This window comes from Candidatus Uabimicrobium helgolandensis (assembly GCF_041508025.1).
Taxonomy (GTDB): domain Bacteria; phylum Planctomycetota; class Uabimicrobiia; order Uabimicrobiales; family Uabimicrobiaceae; genus Uabimicrobium; species Uabimicrobium helgolandensis.
This window is the reverse complement of record NZ_CP165719.1, coordinates 2,848,684-2,864,832: the sequence shown is the minus strand read 5'-3', so window position 1 is coordinate 2,864,832 and position 16,149 is coordinate 2,848,684. Positions and strand designations below refer to the sequence as shown.

Genomic DNA, 16,149 nt, shown 5'->3' with positions numbered 1-16,149 from the left:
TTATGCTTAGGAGAAATAATGGCGTAACAACAAAATATGCGGTTTCTAAGTTTTTCGCATAGTTACAATACTAATTTTTTTGGGTGATAATCATGCAAAAAATAAGAGGTAAGTCGCTACGAACCATAGAAAACAACACTGAATACAAAGGTTGTACTTTTTATGTCGATGAAGAAAAATCATACTACCTAGAAAATTCCATTTTTGATAATTGTAGTTTCAGAACAGACGTAGAGTTCTGTACAGTTACACATTGTAAGTTTATAAACTGTGGATTTTCAGATAAATTACGCCTTGATTGGTCTGGAGAAAAAATAACAAACTTGCCAGAAGAAACAGGTTTATTGCCTTACATTACAGAACTACTTTTATGCCGTAATCTGATAATCCCACCTGAAATATTCTTACTTCCTCGCATCGTTCACCTAGATTTAAGCAGCAACGAGTTAACAAAAATACCAAAAGAAATCGGACAACTTTCTTCTCTTCAAAGCTTATATATCGATGATAACAGGTTAAGAAGTCTTCCAAAGGAAATATGGCAGCTTTATTCCCTTGAATACCTAAGTTTGAGCACCAACAAACTTACAAAAATACCAAAAGAAATTGGCCAACTTTCTTCTCTTGTATATCTAGATTTGAGTTGGAATAGGTTAACACATATTCCAAAAGAATTAGAAGATCTTCCCAAAAAATCAGTAGGATTTCCTCATCTATACTTAGATATAGAATGGAATGAAATAGAAGAGCAAGAACAAAAACGAATTAAATTCTGGCGGCCAGATATTAAATTCTAACCTAAATACCGTAGGTTCAAGCTCAGCAAATCCTGCAAGCGCCATATGGTTAACTATTTTTTTTATTAAATTTCAGTGATTATGCTATATTTCGTATATATGAGATTTAATTTAGCAAATGAGGATCAATAGGTTTGAGATATTTCTCTATTTGGCCTTTTTAGCAAGAGAAATTCAACCATGCCAAAATAGTAAATCTGCTCTTTTCTTCTCTTTATATTATCGCGTAGTCTTAGAATATAAAGCCTAAATTTTTCATCGACTAAAAAGGAGTTGTTAATGGATATCCAAGCATTTGAAATACTCAAAAAATCTATCTCAGAAGAAAATAATTGCCTCTTATGGAATAAGTGGCGACAGCAAAATTTACATAGTTTAGACTTTTCACATGCTGATCTTGCAAAATCTAAATTATGCAAAGCCAATTTAAGTAATATCAATTTCATGGAAGCAAATTTTTGTGAAGGTGACTTGAGTGGAGTAAATTTACAAAGTTCCAATTTACGGCAAGCTAATTTTCGCGGAGCTTATTTAGTTGGAAGCAACTTGAAAAATAGTGATTTAAGTGAGGCAAATATTAGCAATGTTTCACTTACGAGAGCAATGTTAGATAATGCAAACCTCAGTGGAGCAATTCTTGGGAAATCACAACTTGAAAGTAGTACGGCAATCAATGCTAATTTTAGTAATACTAATCTCACAGGTGGTAGTTTGCGAAGAGCTGATTTTTCAGGGGCTAATTTTTCTAATGCAATAATGATTGATGTTTATATGGTTGGAGCAAAGTTTATTGGGTCTAATTTTAGTGGTGCAGATTTACAAAAATCAAACCTTGGCGCCACAGATTTAAGTTCGGCAAATTTTGTTGGAGCTAATTTAACGGAAGCGTTGCTTCTCAAAGCTAACCTACAAGGAACTATACTACCAGAATAAACAAAGTATTTTGTGAATAAGGCTAAGGACAAATATGTGCTTTTGCACAGTTTACTTCTCTTACATACTTTTCTTACGATTTCTAATATGGAGGGGAATAAAATAGAAAAACAAATCAAATCCTGATGACCAATTTATACTCTAACCTAGATACTCTAGGTCCAAACCCTCCTTGGAACTGCTGTACCCATCTTTCTTACTACTCGATTATGATCACTAAGTTTAAATCTGAAAATCAAATATTTTTTACTCCACCAAAAAAATATTCAGATAAAAGTGGCTTTTTTACCAATAGCTAGATAAACAATGATACTGCGTTTAAACTTAACAAAATTGGAGACGATTGTGCCAAATCCAAAGAATACTAATAATATGAAAGCACTTTTAGACATAGCCTTATCTGAAAGTTTTGATTGTGGAGCAGTAGATAGCAAAACTCAAAAAATAAGTCCTGCGACATTCGACTTAAAACCAGGACAAAAACTGAATCAGTATTTGATTATCGAAGAGATTGGGCGTGGTGGTATGGGGATTGTTTATAAAGCTTCAGATTCTCATCTAAAAAGAGAAGTGGCTATAAAAGTTATTTTGTCGCCAAATGACAAAAAGCATAGCGAGAAACTTTTAAAAGAGGCACAATCTATAGCCCAACTTAGTCATCCTAATATAATACAAGTATTTGAGGTTCACAGTTCCCCTATACCATTTTTTGTAATGGAGTTCATTGATGGACAGTCCTTAGATCAATTCATTAAAAAACGCAACAAAACAATAAGAGGGAAAGAGTACTCGAACACAATTGTCAACATCTTTATTTCAGCGGCCAAAGCACTGCAATTTGCACATGACAAAAAAATCATTCACCGTGATATCAAGCCAGAAAATATTATGCTAGACAAGCATTTAAAGCCTAAAATTATGGATTTTGGACTTGCCGATATTGAGTGGTGTGATGTTTCAGTCACAGGAGAACTAGCTGGCACACCTATGTATATGTCCCCAGAACAAGCTAAAAGTCGTAAGTTAACACGCTCAAGTGATATATACTCGTTAGGCGCTTCTTTATACGAGGCTCTTACAACAAGAGCCATCTTTCAAGGAGACACTCTCTTTAATATAATGTTCCAAATTATGCACGAAGAACCTGTGCGTTTAAGACTACTCAATCCTGAAATTTCAAAAGACTTAGAGGCTATTTGCCTAAAATGTGTCGAAAAAAAAGCCGATAAAAGATATAAGGCGATGGAACTTCTAGGTAACGATTTAAAAAATTACTTGGAGGGAAAACCAGTTGTCGCAAAACCGATAAATTCATTAAGGCGTATATACCGTTTTGCTAAGCGCAATAAACTCTTATCCTCCATTATTTTTGTAATTCCATTTATCATTCTAGTTGCGTCCGCTTTTTATTATTATAAAGAGCGCGAGATACATCAAATAACAGAGAAGAAAGAAATTATAGTTCAACAAAAACAAAACGAAATAGCAGATAAAGAAGTTATAGTTCAACAAAAACAAAACGAAATAGTAGAAAAAGAAAAACTCATAAAAAAACAGAAACAAGATATTCGGCAAAAAAGCTACTTTAACTTGGTAAACAATTTGTTTTTAATGAAGGAGCATATTTACAATGGTTACCTTCCTACTGAAGACCCTTTTGAAAAAGCGGAAGAAAACTATAGAGACTTAGGTGTAAATCCGTCTAAAAATATTGAATTCCGATTTTTAAAGAAAAAATACAAAATATATTCGAAAGTACAAGAACATGCACCTAGATACATTTTTACCACGCCAAATCGCTTAATTATTGTTTCTTCAAATACTATCGTACAGAGAAAGATAGGTAGTTTAAAAGAAGAAAAAATAATAATATTAAGAGAAAAGGGATACTTACTTAATGTAATTTGTGCGGCGCAAAGTAACGACAAAACATTAATCTCAATAATTGCCGAATACGCTGGAATAAATTACTTAATAGTATACAATATCAAAAATTTTAAACGTATAGCGATACAAGAACTGATACAAAAGCCCAAAGAAGGATACAGTTCGTGCTTTTTTTACGAAAAAAATACACTTATAAGTGGGCGAGCGTTATCTATTGGTACTTCGTACATTGAAGGTAATAAATTAAAAACTAATTTCAAAAAAATATTTCCACTCAACCCGTTTAATAAGAGTATAAATACAATAACATCTATAACTAAAGATCAAAAAAATGGTTATGTTTTGTTTATTTATTCTGGAAAAATGTACTCATATAACTTGAAAGATAAAAAAGCCAAACCAAAGATTAAAGCTGCTTTAACTGGACATTTGATAACTTGCTACACTTACAACCCAAACACCAAAACAATCTTTGCTGGCACAGCTAGAGGCAAATTGTTTTCAATTGACGAAACCGGACATATCGATATTTTTTATGACACGCACAAATCACAAGTGAAAAAAATCGCTATTTATAACAATTGCATTGTTACCTGTAACGATAAACGTGAGATTTTTATCTGGAATCATGATAAGCAAGTTGAACGCAAAATTTATCTTCCAGAAAATGGTATAAAAGATTTTATTTATTTGAATAATTCTATTTTCTGTGTAGCTGATATTTACTTATACAGTTTTGACTTATCGGTAAAAAACCCTGTACACTTAAAAAAATCTTTTCATAGTTTGAATATGGCTTGTTCTCAACATAGCTTTTCTACCTTTAATTTATTACATCAGACTATAAACTACGACTTCAGAGATAATAAGTTAAATGCTAATATGAAACTGTTTAAACCGCACTATTTTTTTAAACATCCGAAAAAATTAGGTGAGCTTACTATAACAACGAAACTAGACCTTCTTTACAATGGTAAAACTGTTGATTGCGATAAGAGTCTTATGAGAGGGGGTGTGTACGATCCTATCAGAGATATTCACTATTTATATGGAAACAAAAAAGAAATACTTATTTGGTCTTGGAAATTGAAAAAAATAACAGATATTATTCTCTACAAAGAAAAATCAATTTACAAAAATCACATTAATGGAGCTACCTTAGGAAGTAACAGTCGTTACTTACTTCTTCCTTTTCGATTTCCGGAAGAATTTAAAACTGTACTCTATATCTTTGATACAAAAACAGGTGAGCAAAAAACAATAAAAATCAAGCATAAGCATCCCTCTGCAAACCCAAAAGTGCAGCTAGTTGCCCATGGCGGAAAAACAAGGCTCTTTCTTTCAACGAGAAATAAGATAAAAGTTTTAGATTTTGATCAGCTTTTACTCGAAAAAGAAATTTCGTTTGCTTTAGAACACAGTAAAGAAATTACTTGCTTTGCTGTAGTACAAAATGGAGAACGAATTATCACTATAGATCATGAAAAGATGATGGTGTGGAATATTGAGCCTAATTTCAAATTTAACCGTCGACTACTTCTTGAACTTGCTACTCAAGGAACAATTAATGATTGTCAGTATTTTCCCAACCATAAGAAATTAGTAACAATTGGAGAGAATATTTTGATTTGGGATTTTAAATAAGATTAAGTTGCTACTATTGTCTAAACAGTAATTCTACTCCAGAATTACTGTTTAGCAGTTTGAACTTTATAAGTCTTGTGGAGCAACGTGTTTTATACTTTGCCAATTTTCGTTTGCTTTTTCTATATTACCAGGTACATCTTCACTCCACACTTCTTGTATTCCTGTATCCAAATTGAGATATAGTTTTTCATCAACAATTTTCCATACGTCGGGATCTCCGACGAATTTTTTATTTACTGAAACTCCGTAAGCACAATAACCACCGAATGCAGGAATGTATTTTTGCGGATCTTTTTCAAATTCTTCTTTATTTTCGTCGTTAGCAAACAAGTAAGTAGCCCCTGCATGATCAGTAATGTGATTTCCATTACCTCTTTGTGGTTTTTCTCCTTGATGATAACTAACTACATCATATCCTCCAACAGCAACAACACTATTTTCTGTTACTATGTTTTCTTTATGAGAGGAACACCCCACTACTAAAAATAAACTACATAGAACAATCTCTAAAGTTCTCATATTCATTTCCTTTCTATAACTTCTCTGGAGCTACAGATTGAATTTCTGTCCATTTTGTATTTGCTTTTTTTATATTGCCAGGTACATCTTTTTTCCATAGACCTTGGATTTTGGTGTCTAAGTTGAGGTAAAGTTTTTTATCAACGACTTTCCAAACATCAGGATCCCCAACAAACTTTTTTCCAACCGAAACACCATACGCACAATATCCGCCATAAGCTGGAACATATCTCTCTGGATTTGTTTCAAAAGTTTCTTTATTTTTTTTATTTATAAATAAATAAGTAACTTTTTTGTGAACAGCGATGTGATTTCCATTTCCTCTTAGCGGTTTCTTACCTGTTTGATAAGAAACTACATCATATCCTTGTACTCCAACTGTACATTTAGAAAAGTCTTCTGCTAAGGCAAAACTTACGAGTACAGTAAAAACTATCATTAAGCGCAACATCATAAACTCCTATCATTGATTGAAATATACCAGTAAAAATTTACTTATAACAAAGTTGTAGTAGCTATCATTAAAATTGCAAACCACGAAATAAGATAAGTAGGAGTTCTCAAAAAAGGAACTCCTAGGATAAAAACTATAGGGTGAAGCAAACGCGCAAAGAAAAATATCTTAGCCCACGTACCAACAGTTGCTGCTACTTCTGGATTACTCTGTGACATAAAAGCGGCAGCTAAAACGACGGCAATAAAAGCTGGCATGGTTTCCACCATATTTAGATGAGCTCGTTGTGCTCGCTCCATCCATAATGTTGGTTGCGGCTGTTCAATTGGATAATTTTTGTTTGGATAATTAGTTAAAAAAGCTGGTAAACCCCATAAAAACAATCGGCCAGAAATATACGGTACCCAAAGAAGAATAGTTAATACACCGCTAAGAGCTAAGTAATAAAGTGCTGTTTCCATTTGAATTTCCTTTTTAAAATTAAAAGCTTTGTCTATTCTAATGATCCGAAAAAAATTGGCGATGATACTAATCCAGTATTTTTCCTAAAAGGCTCAACTTTGATAGACAGATCTGTCTACTTGGTGATAGTGAAAGTATACAGATCTGTCTATTTTTGTCAAGGTATATATCTTTTTTTTTTGAAAAAATTCAAGAACAAGCTAGCAAATGCAGAGAATAACTATATATTGAAGGAAAGAAAATAAGTAAGAAGGCAAAAAGCATTGTTATCGATTTGTATATTTAAAAATAACCCAAGTTGCGACCTATAAAAGTTATCGTACAGTCTGGTATAATTACTCTTACAAATTCGATGTGCGCGGCTCGAATCTCGTGAGACGCAGTCGTGGCACATGGCACGAAGTAAGGGTAATGCAATGAATTTTAATCATGAAAAATTAGATGTATATCAAGTATCACTAGAATATACAAAAGAAACATTTAATGTGATGGAGAAAATGCCATCAGGTTACAGCTATTTAAAGGATCAGCTAAAAAGAGCATCGCTTTCAATGCCTCTTAATATAGCAGGAGGCAATGCCAAATTTAGCAAAAAAGAGAAAGCAAGGTTTTTCTCTATAGCAAGATCAGCAAATGAATGTAGTGCAGTATTCGATGTTGCTAAGATAGCCCAAATAATAGACTCAAAAGAAAAAGAGAAAATCAAAAAACTACTCTATAGAATAATTTGTATTTTCAAAGTTAATAGTCTAATTTTCGCACATGGAATATCGATCCACGACCACGAACCTCAAAAATCGAATTGCACACATCGTTTTTTTATACTGTTATAACGACTCCTCTCTTAAAGTAGGAAAAACAAGAAGGAGAAAGTCATGGGAAAAGAAATTATAATTGTTTTCTGTATATGTGATGAGATAACACAAGCACTCAAGATTGTAGAAGATCCTCAAGTTAAAATGACTAATTCAGAAATTATGACAACAGCATTAGTTTCTATGCTCTACTTTTCTGGCAACTTTGAAAAAGGACGAAATTTTTTAGCCGGGCGTGGCTACATCAAAAAAGTGCTAAGTAAAAGTCGTTTCAATCGCCGCATACGTGCTATTGGTGAAAGTGTATGGCTTTCTCTTTTTCATTTGTTTGTTGAAATTAGTAAGCGAAACAATCTGCGAGATTATATCATAGATAGTTTCCCTATTCCGGTCTGTGACAATATTCGCATTAGTCGTTGCAAAATATACAATACACAAGATCATCGGAGTTGTGTTGCAAGCAAACGTCGTTATTTTTTCGGTTTGCGGGTTCATATGCTCGTCACCAAAACTGGTTTACCAGTTGAGTTTTTGCTTGCTCCTGGTGGCTGCAATGATTGTCGTGTTCTCAAACAATTTCAATTAGATATCCCTGAAAACTCTTTTGTTTTTGCTGATAAATCTTACAATGATTACTCTTTCGAAGATATTGTTTCTGAAGCTCTTAATGTCTCTATCTTACCTCAGAGAAAGAAAAATTCTAAAAGGGCTTTTTCCCGAACTACTGAGTTTATTCAAAAGGTTACCCGTAAAAGGATTGAAACTACTTTTAGTCAGATCACTTCTTTTTTTCCAAAGAAAATTCATGCTGTTACCTCTTATGGATTTGAGTTAAAAGTTGTCCTTTTTGTTCTCGCTTTCACTTTTTCTTGTTATTTTTAGGTCGCAACTTGGATTACAGTTAATAAAATAGAACAAAACACTGATAAATCTTTTATACAAATAAATACAAAGAGGTATATTCAGATAACAATTGGGTCACGAATATTGGTCAAGGTTAGATTTAAATTGAATGATTGAAAATAGAGTGAAGGAGATTTTATGTCGCAAAAAAAAGCGCAATTGATAGAAACTGCTCGATTGCTTTTCGCAAAACATGGGTTTCATGCTGTAGGTATTGATACAATAATCAAAGAATCCGGAGTAGCAAAAAAGACTTTATACAATCACTTTAAATCAAAAGAAGATTTAATCTTAGCTGTACTGGTTTACTATGATTTAGCCTTTAGAAATTTTTTTGTAGAACAAGTGGAAAAACAAAGTGGGACACCAAAAGAAAAGTTATTAAGTATTTTTGATGTTGCTGAGGCTTGGTTTAATATGGATGATTTTTATGGATGCTTTTTTGTTGGAGCGAGTAGCGAATTTCCAGATATGGATACACCTATTAGGGATGTATGTAAAAATTTTAAACGCTTAATGGGAAAATACATAGAGCAACTTGCCGTTGAGGCAAAAATAGTAAACGCCGAAGGGGTGGCTGCTCATCTAGTTTTATTACTCGAAGGAGCGATTACTATGGCTCAGATCAATGGCAATTCTTTTAGCGCAAAACAAGCAAAAGAAGCAGCAAAAATAATTGTTGGAGCTTAGTTTACTCCTGAGACCCAACAATTATTTCACATTCTATATTTTGTAAATTTTAACGACTTGTGCTAGTTGATGACAAAGAACGTTCTCGATCGCTTACTTTTTTTTCTTATCTTCAATAGATTCCTTATCCAGTTTTTCTGTTTCTCTACTTGCTACGGACAAAGGAGATTCTGGTAATGTTTTTGTAGCTCTACGCGATGGTAACTCAAAAAAAGTAGTGATCGTTGAAAATAGCTCTTTTGTGTAATTGAGAAATTGTGTTTTTGAAGCCTCTTTGCTTAGTTTGTCCAACATCCCTTCGCTATTCATTCGTCTTTCCACCATTCGCTCAATAAGCATTGATAGTAGGTGTGGTTTGCGATCGAGAAGCTCTTTCATACTTTCTTTTGGTACTTCGATTAGAACACAATTACTCATCGCTTGCACAGAGGCAGAACGATGTTTTCCAGTCAACAAGGACATTTCACCAAATTCTGTTCCGGCAGAAAGATTTGCAATAACTCGATTAGTGCCAGTGCTATCTTTCTTAAGGACTTGTAGCATACCGTAGGCAATGACAAATAGTGCTTGTGCTTCTTCTCCTTCAACAATTACCATATCCCCTGGATAGTATTCTTTCTTTTTACTATTATGGCTAATGATATTCAAGTCATCATCAGATAAAGACTTAAATAAATATGCGTCACGCAAATATGCTCCCAGTTCTGGTGTCTGAACTTCAATAGTTGGCGCCTCTATTTTATTTAGTTCGATACGCATTTCAGCAGGAGCAATTCCACGAGACATCAATTTCATTTGGATTTTCAAAAGAAGCTCACTTTTTCCATGCCAATGCGCAGCGTGGTCTTCAAAATACACGTATACCATATATTTATAAGGGCGAGTGGTAACATCGTATATAGAAACAACAGGGGCAGGGTTTTTTAGAATTTTTTCGCAACTAAGAGCTGCTTCTGTTAGTAATTCTAAGGCGGCATGCGGTGAAACTTCTCCATCAACATCAATATAGTACCACTCAGCAAACTTATTATCGAGAATTGTATGATTATGAACGGCATTACCTGTAGCCATATCATTTGGAATAATATAGATTCCGTTCTTTCGCGACCATAAACGCGTACTACGCCAAGTAATATCTATTACTCGACCACTCATCCCATTCGGAAGCTCAATCCAGTCTCCAACGCGGTAAGGCTTTTCTACGGCAATGACTAAACCAGCAAAAATATTAGAAATAAGACTCTGTAAGGCTAGCCCTAAAACACCAGCAATAATACCAGTGGGAATTAAAAGACTTGTAAGAGCTTTTTTGTAAACGACTGTTAATATGATATAAAAAGTAGCAAAATAGACAATCGCAGCAAAAAAACCAGTTAGGAGCCTTGGGCACTCCTCTCCTGTCAATTTTTTAAAAAGAGTTGTCCAAATAAATGTTTCTAGTCCACGGCAAAACAACCACGCAAACACAAGCCATAATAAACTATTACTGACATTGTTTGTTGTATAATATGCTTGAGTCTCTGCACCAAAAAAATTATAGACAAAAACGTCAATCATTGAAACAAGAGCAGGTAGGCATATTAAATCTATCAGCCATATTTGCTTTTTTAAGCGTTTTTGAAAAAAAACATAATCAATAACACGCGCTATAAAAAAAAGAGCTATGCTTCCTAAAGAAATAATTACAACAAAAAATAAGTGAATGATTTCCGGTGAAATCCCAAGTAATTTAAGAATATCAACTAACATAGCTACTTCCTAATAAAAGAAATTATATCTTCACGGTATATGTGGAGTAAAAAACTTATGACAACTGGAAGAATACAACATAACATAAATAAAAAGGCTATAGAAGAAAGAGACATTTGCATATAAGTAGCTAACTGACTAAAATCCATCCAGTGTCCACCTCCTTTTGCATTGCCATACTGTGTGCGATATGATTCTAAATATGCCAAACGATAGGCGAAACGCATATCATAAAAAACGATAAAAAATCCCAGCATGCTGTACAATGGACGTTCTAATTTATGAATAACAGCACTACCACTTAACCCGCGATAAATAAAGATTCCAGCAATAATAAGCTCCATACCATGTCCCATAAATAAAATAATTTGCTTATGGATACCTGTAAAAGCTAAGAAAGTATACAAAATAATTAGTGCCACTGCTGCTTTTAACAAACGTCGAGAATCATAAATTTTAACTAAACCTACTGCAAATAGCAGGAATACAACCACAAGAAAAAAAGAACTGCGTGTTTGGATCGTAGTGAAACCTCCACCGTATCTAAAATCAAAAGCAGGTATTGATGGATATGCAAATAAAATCCCAAAAGCCGCATGCCCTATTTCATGTATTAAAATCACAAAGTAGCTAAATATAAAAGTTATGTACGGAAATGCAAATACTCCGAGAGCCAATATAAATCCTATGGCTGTTGATTGTATACCTTCTTGAGAAATCTTATTCATAATAATTCCTATGATTGTCATACTATTGTAAATGGATACATATTTTTCCGAAATGCGACGCACTTTCGATGTACTCGAACGCTTTCTTTACTTCACCAAACGCAAAAGTTTTGTCGATTATTGGTTCAAGTTTATGAAATGCAATCGCTTTATTCATTTCTTCAAAACAGTTTTGCGATCCAACAAATATGCCGCAGACATTTAACTTATTCATAATAATAGGTAAAAGATTTATTTTCGGAGCTGTTCCCGAAAGAATACCAATTAAAGCAATTGTTCCTCCTGGACGACATACGCGTAAAGACTGTTGTAATGTTTCTGCCCCTCCTAGTTCAATTATAATATCAACGTTTCCTACATAACTCTTAACGATTTTACTCCATTCAGGATTTTTCTTATAGTTGATTGTATGCGAAGCACCAAGTTCTTTAACGCGTTGTAACTTCTCTTCACTGCTGGAAAGAACAATCGTTTCTGCTCCAAACATTTTTGAAAATTGCAAAGCAAAAAGTGCAACACCTCCTGTTCCTTGGATGAGTACTTTATCTCCGGCTTTAATTTTTCCTACTTCGACTAAAGCATTCCAAGCAGTAACAGCTGCGCACGGCAAGGTAGAGGCTTGCGCATAAGTTAAGTGTGGTGGACTTTTTAAAACATGAGAACTGGATGTTACAAAACGTTGAGTTAAAGCCCCGTCTTTAGGACCGCCAATAGTGTTACGCATTTGTATAAGTGTCGGAGTACCAGATTGCCATTGTGGAGCAAAAACGGTTGTTACTTTATCTCCTACTTTGAGAGATTCGACACAGCTACCTACAGAAGAGACTATTCCTGCTCCATCTGAACAAGGAACAAGAGGGAGAGGTTGTTTTGGATTATACAGACCTTTTACCATTAGTAAATCTCGATAATTAAGAGAAACAGCCTCTACGCGGATTTCAACTTCATCGTCAGCAATTTCTTTTTGAGAACAATCACTAAATTGTAAATGATCTATACCAAAACTATCTTGTATTTGTACTGATTTCATACTTGTAACTCCTGAAAATAACTTTTGTGAATCGAAAATAATTTACCAAATTTTACGTCATATCCCTAAGTTGTTTGTTAAAATATAATGACTGTCTTAAATTTTCAAACAATAATCGAAAATTTTTCGATTATTTAAGGCTTTACTGACAAAAATAATGCCCAATTAAATTGTCGCATTTTAATTATACACTGTAGTTGGGTATTCATTGCGTTGCGCTAAAAAATAGGGAAGCAAATCTGAACGGAGAAATGCTTTTGGCGGCCACTTATTTTAGTTCGATATTTAGGTTTAAATGTCGAATATCTTAATTATTCTAACCTTGACGGCGATTTATGTGTCACAAAATCTGTTCCACAGATACATCTTAAATTTTTTATATCATTCTTTATTTAGGGCTTAGCTCTAATCCAGACTTGTTTTAGGATAAACATATGATTTTTTTTCATGGAACTTCAGAAATTTTTTTAAAAGACATTAAAAAGAATGGTCTTTGTAGTGTAACTGATGATCAGTGGCTTACCGAAATTACAGGAGAAAATTTTTGCTGTATTGCTAGTAAGCCTAATGCCGGAGAAGGAGGTAGCCCATCTTATTTTGCCGTGCGCGGTGCCCGAGATCGTAATTGTGATGGTTACTTAGTTATTATTGATATTGAAGAAAATAACAGTGATGTTCTCACTATACTTGATAACAAAATCCTAGATGACTATGTGCGTTTTCATTTTTTTGTGCGGGAAGAATTTCGTTTACTAGGTTACGAACTTTTTAAAGTGTGGAAAAAGAAATCAGAACCTCACTTAAAAAAGCGTAAGGCAAAACAAACGGATAGGTGCATTTTTTCTCCGTGCGACCAACGAGGTTACTACAAAGATTTACGTAAAGATGAGAACCGCTACGTGTACAATATTTTAGGAGTAGAGGTTAGTGATGAGTTTTTAAGTTTTATGCAACATGTTGGTATTGGTGAACCATTTTATCAATTTTTGCAATTGCACTTTGCAAGTATAGATGAAAGCGTGTATCACAATTATTGTAATACAAATACTGACCTTAAATCATTTTGGCAAAATTTCTATACGCGATTTCCTTTACAAATATCGCAAAAAAAATGGCAATACATCAATGAATGGTTTTCTCCTTCTTGGTTAGAAAAACGTAGCTTAAAAAAAGCGACACGTAATAGCCAAGTGCTTATAAAATCTGTAGCACCTGAAAACATTGCAGGGTTTATGCATATTAGTTCTCCTTCTGGATTTATTAAAAAATTTCGCCCAGGAAAATCTAAAGGTGGAAGTTTTTCACAGATGGTGTGGCGAGAAGTTTTTCAAATGATTGGTAAATAAAAGCTGACCTCTTGATATTTGTATAAAATTTCATTATACTCTAAGAGCCTGTTATAAAATTGCATTGAAGCGAAAATTTGTAGTCTATGTTAATTTTGTAATAAGCTCTACAAATCGTTTGTATAACAAAGAATATTTTAGAATATTGAATATAGAAACACACCATTGATCTAAGCGTATCTGGCTGAAAAGAAATAACTTATATCCGATATTGTTTCTGATTAAGCTAGGGATTTACGAGATCGAGTTAACTTTCTTTCCACTTAACTTGATGGTATTGAGAATACACGCCCAAGGGATATGAAAAAATTAACAGAAAATTTAAAAATATTCACTTTCAAATTCCTAAAAGCTTTTACTTGTAAACTTTTGTAGCAATCATTCGTCTTATTATATGTGGTAGAAATAATCTCACCATATTCCTCTTTATTTCAGGTAAACGATTATTTGCTCAGGCAGAAAGGGGTGCCCAAAAAAATGGCTCGCGCTGTAGGAATAGACATCGGCTCAAAAAGCCTCAAAATTATTCAACTAGAAACAAGTGCAGGCAAAATACGCGTAACTCACTTTTTTGACTTAGAACTTTCGTTTGGAGAAGATGAGCAGGCCAACTCCAACTTGTTGATAGAAGCTATACATACAATTTTTAAAGAAAACACCCTGGACCGCAACAATGTGATTTTGTCTCTTCCCACACAAGATAGTATTTTGCGCGAGATTACCGTTGACTTTTCCCAAGATGAACATATCAAGAAAATTATCAAATACGAAGCTGAAAAGTATTTACACTCGTATCCCATAGAGCAAGTTATTATTGACTATGCAAAACTAAATACCGATGAAAAAAGGTCACGACTGTTTGTGGCCGCTGTTCCAAAGGTTATTTTGTCACAGCGACTTGGAATACTTGAAACCTGTGGAATAGATCCGATTTCTGTTGACCTTGATATTACTGCAATTGCTAATGTTGCCGCTTTATGTCCCTCTGTAATGAAAAGAGAGATGGTTCTCATTATCGATTTCGGAGCAAGTGCAACGAAATTGATTTTCATGAATAAAAATGACATGAAACATGTACGTGCAATTCGTTTAGGAGCAAATCTTCGCGACGATGAGCCAGTTGAAGGAGAAGGAAAATTAAACGCTTCCACTGATGGTGCAGATGAAGAGTGGAATGATATTGACTGGGATTTAGAAAGCGAGCTTATTGTAACTCTTCCTGTTCCTGATGGTATGAGTTCAGATCGCATGTTCCTCGTTCATCAGTCAGATGGCAAAGAAGAAGAGCAACAAGGGCAGCGAAAATCAGAAGTATTTGATCGCTTAGTAAAAGAAATTCGTCGTACAATGCTCACTTTACAATTAGAATATCCAATAGAGCGCATCTGCCTAACTGGAGGAGGGTCGCAACTCCAAGGAATCGCTGAATTTTTAAAAGAAAAACTCAAAATAGACACTACTTTCTTAAACTACTCAAGTAGTATTTCATTAGAGAACGATACCAGTAACGAGGTTCTTTATAGCGGAAGTGTTGCATTGGGATGTGCACTTAAGGGTTTAGGCAAAAACAAAATTGATATGGATTTTCGCAAAGAAGAGTATGCTTATACTAAACGCTTTGAGATGATGAAATTTCCTATAGCTGTTTGTGTAACAATAATGCTTCTTTTATTTTTAGTTATGGGTTATGGTATTCAAGAAAATCGCATTACCGCTCAAAAAAAATACAACACGCTGTGTAATAATGCAGAAAAAATTTATAAACGCACCTTGCCTTCAAAAAGATTACCTGTACGAAACAAAGATTATCTATATCGTATTTTAAAAGGTATGAGAAGCACTCTTGCCGATGGTGATGGTGAACTCCCTCCAGTGAACAGTGCTTTCCAACGGTGGTTGGATATAAGCAAACAATTTGCTGAGATACGTCGTCGTTCTTACATTGTTATTACCGAACTTAGTATTGGTGAAAATCAAGGTACTATTGGCGGTTTTTTAGGGCAAAATGATAGTCCTCTTGATTATGTACGCAGACGTATTAATAGCATAGCTGATATGGACCCTGATAAAACAAACTTTATTGGTAATGAAGTAATTCGTAACCCACCAATCCGCGAATTGCCCAGAGAATATAAAATAGAGTTTTTCTATCGCGAAAACGACGAAGAAGAATAATAAAGAAAGGTACT

The 16,149-nt window shown here is 34.0% G+C and carries 14 protein-coding genes; 8 read left to right on the top strand and 6 right to left on the bottom strand.

The window, feature by feature from the left end; translation table 11 throughout:
- Window positions 1-92 precede the first annotated feature (92 nt).
- The 3 genes from UABHE_RS10415 to UABHE_RS10405 all read left to right on the top strand — a co-directional run bounded on the left by UABHE_RS10415 (window position 93) and on the right by UABHE_RS10405 (window position 5,261).
- The gene (locus tag UABHE_RS10415; RefSeq protein WP_372370205.1) at window positions 93-797 is read left to right on the top strand and encodes a leucine-rich repeat domain-containing protein; all 705 of its coding nucleotides are present in this window, start codon (window positions 93-95) and stop codon (window positions 795-797) included.
- Between the two features lie 279 nt (window positions 798-1,076).
- A complete protein-coding gene (locus tag UABHE_RS10410; RefSeq protein ID WP_372370204.1) occupies window positions 1,077-1,730 on the top strand; it encodes a pentapeptide repeat-containing protein in 654 nt (217 codons plus the stop codon).
- Between the two features lie 345 nt (window positions 1,731-2,075).
- Window positions 2,076-5,261: a protein kinase gene (locus UABHE_RS10405; protein WP_372370203.1), complete on the top strand. Its 3,186-nt coding sequence runs from the start codon at window positions 2,076-2,078 to the stop codon at window positions 5,259-5,261.
- Window positions 5,262-5,327: 66 nt separating this feature from the next.
- Here the strand turns inward: UABHE_RS10405 and UABHE_RS10400 are convergent, their stop codons facing one another.
- From UABHE_RS10400 to UABHE_RS10390, 3 genes are read right to left on the bottom strand one after another with little or no spacing between them, the layout of a single operon-like run.
- Window positions 5,328-5,783: a YHS domain-containing (seleno)protein gene (locus UABHE_RS10400; RefSeq protein WP_372370202.1), complete on the bottom strand. Its 456-nt coding sequence runs from the start codon at window positions 5,781-5,783 to the stop codon at window positions 5,328-5,330.
- Window positions 5,784-5,796: 13 nt separating this feature from the next.
- Window positions 5,797-6,237: a YHS domain-containing (seleno)protein gene (locus tag UABHE_RS10395; protein WP_372370201.1), complete on the bottom strand. Its 441-nt coding sequence runs from the start codon at window positions 6,235-6,237 to the stop codon at window positions 5,797-5,799.
- Between the two features lie 41 nt (window positions 6,238-6,278).
- Window positions 6,279-6,698, bottom strand: coding sequence for an MAPEG family protein (locus UABHE_RS10390; RefSeq protein WP_372370200.1), 420 nt, complete (start codon window positions 6,696-6,698; stop codon window positions 6,279-6,281).
- Window positions 6,699-7,115: 417 nt separating this feature from the next.
- On the opposite strand from UABHE_RS10390, the gene UABHE_RS10385 reads away from it, so the two are divergent.
- The 3 genes from UABHE_RS10385 to UABHE_RS10375 all read left to right on the top strand — a co-directional run bounded on the left by UABHE_RS10385 (window position 7,116) and on the right by UABHE_RS10375 (window position 9,107).
- Window positions 7,116-7,532, top strand: a complete 417-nt coding sequence (locus tag UABHE_RS10385) for a four helix bundle protein (protein WP_372370199.1) — start codon at window positions 7,116-7,118, stop codon at window positions 7,530-7,532.
- Between the two features lie 42 nt (window positions 7,533-7,574).
- Window positions 7,575-8,396: an IS982 family transposase gene (locus UABHE_RS10380; RefSeq protein ID WP_372370198.1), complete on the top strand. Its 822-nt coding sequence runs from the start codon at window positions 7,575-7,577 to the stop codon at window positions 8,394-8,396.
- Window positions 8,397-8,555: 159 nt separating this feature from the next.
- A complete protein-coding gene (locus UABHE_RS10375) occupies window positions 8,556-9,107 on the top strand; it encodes a TetR/AcrR family transcriptional regulator (RefSeq protein ID WP_372370197.1) in 552 nt (183 codons plus the stop codon).
- 93 nt (window positions 9,108-9,200) lie between these two features.
- Here UABHE_RS10375 and UABHE_RS10370 read toward each other — a convergent pair whose 3' ends face one another.
- The 3 genes from UABHE_RS10370 to UABHE_RS10360 are packed head-to-tail and all read right to left on the bottom strand — an operon-like array spanning window position 9,201 to window position 12,614.
- Window positions 9,201-10,856: a cyclic nucleotide-binding domain-containing protein gene (locus UABHE_RS10370; protein ID WP_372370196.1), complete on the bottom strand. Its 1,656-nt coding sequence runs from the start codon at window positions 10,854-10,856 to the stop codon at window positions 9,201-9,203.
- Window positions 10,857-10,858: 2 nt separating this feature from the next.
- A complete protein-coding gene (locus UABHE_RS10365; RefSeq protein WP_372370195.1) occupies window positions 10,859-11,584 on the bottom strand; it encodes a hypothetical protein in 726 nt (241 codons plus the stop codon).
- A gap of 22 nt (window positions 11,585-11,606) precedes the next feature.
- Window positions 11,607-12,614, bottom strand: a complete 1,008-nt coding sequence (locus UABHE_RS10360; protein ID WP_372370194.1) for an NAD(P)-dependent alcohol dehydrogenase — start codon at window positions 12,612-12,614, stop codon at window positions 11,607-11,609.
- 434 nt (window positions 12,615-13,048) lie between these two features.
- Between UABHE_RS10360 and UABHE_RS10355 the strand changes: the two genes are divergently transcribed.
- Window positions 13,049-13,960, top strand: coding sequence for a hypothetical protein (locus UABHE_RS10355; protein ID WP_372370193.1), 912 nt, complete (start codon window positions 13,049-13,051; stop codon window positions 13,958-13,960).
- 477 nt (window positions 13,961-14,437) lie between these two features.
- A complete protein-coding gene (gene pilM / locus UABHE_RS10350) occupies window positions 14,438-16,135 on the top strand; it encodes a pilus assembly protein PilM (RefSeq protein WP_372370192.1) in 1,698 nt (565 codons plus the stop codon).
- Window positions 16,136-16,149 lie beyond the last annotated feature (14 nt).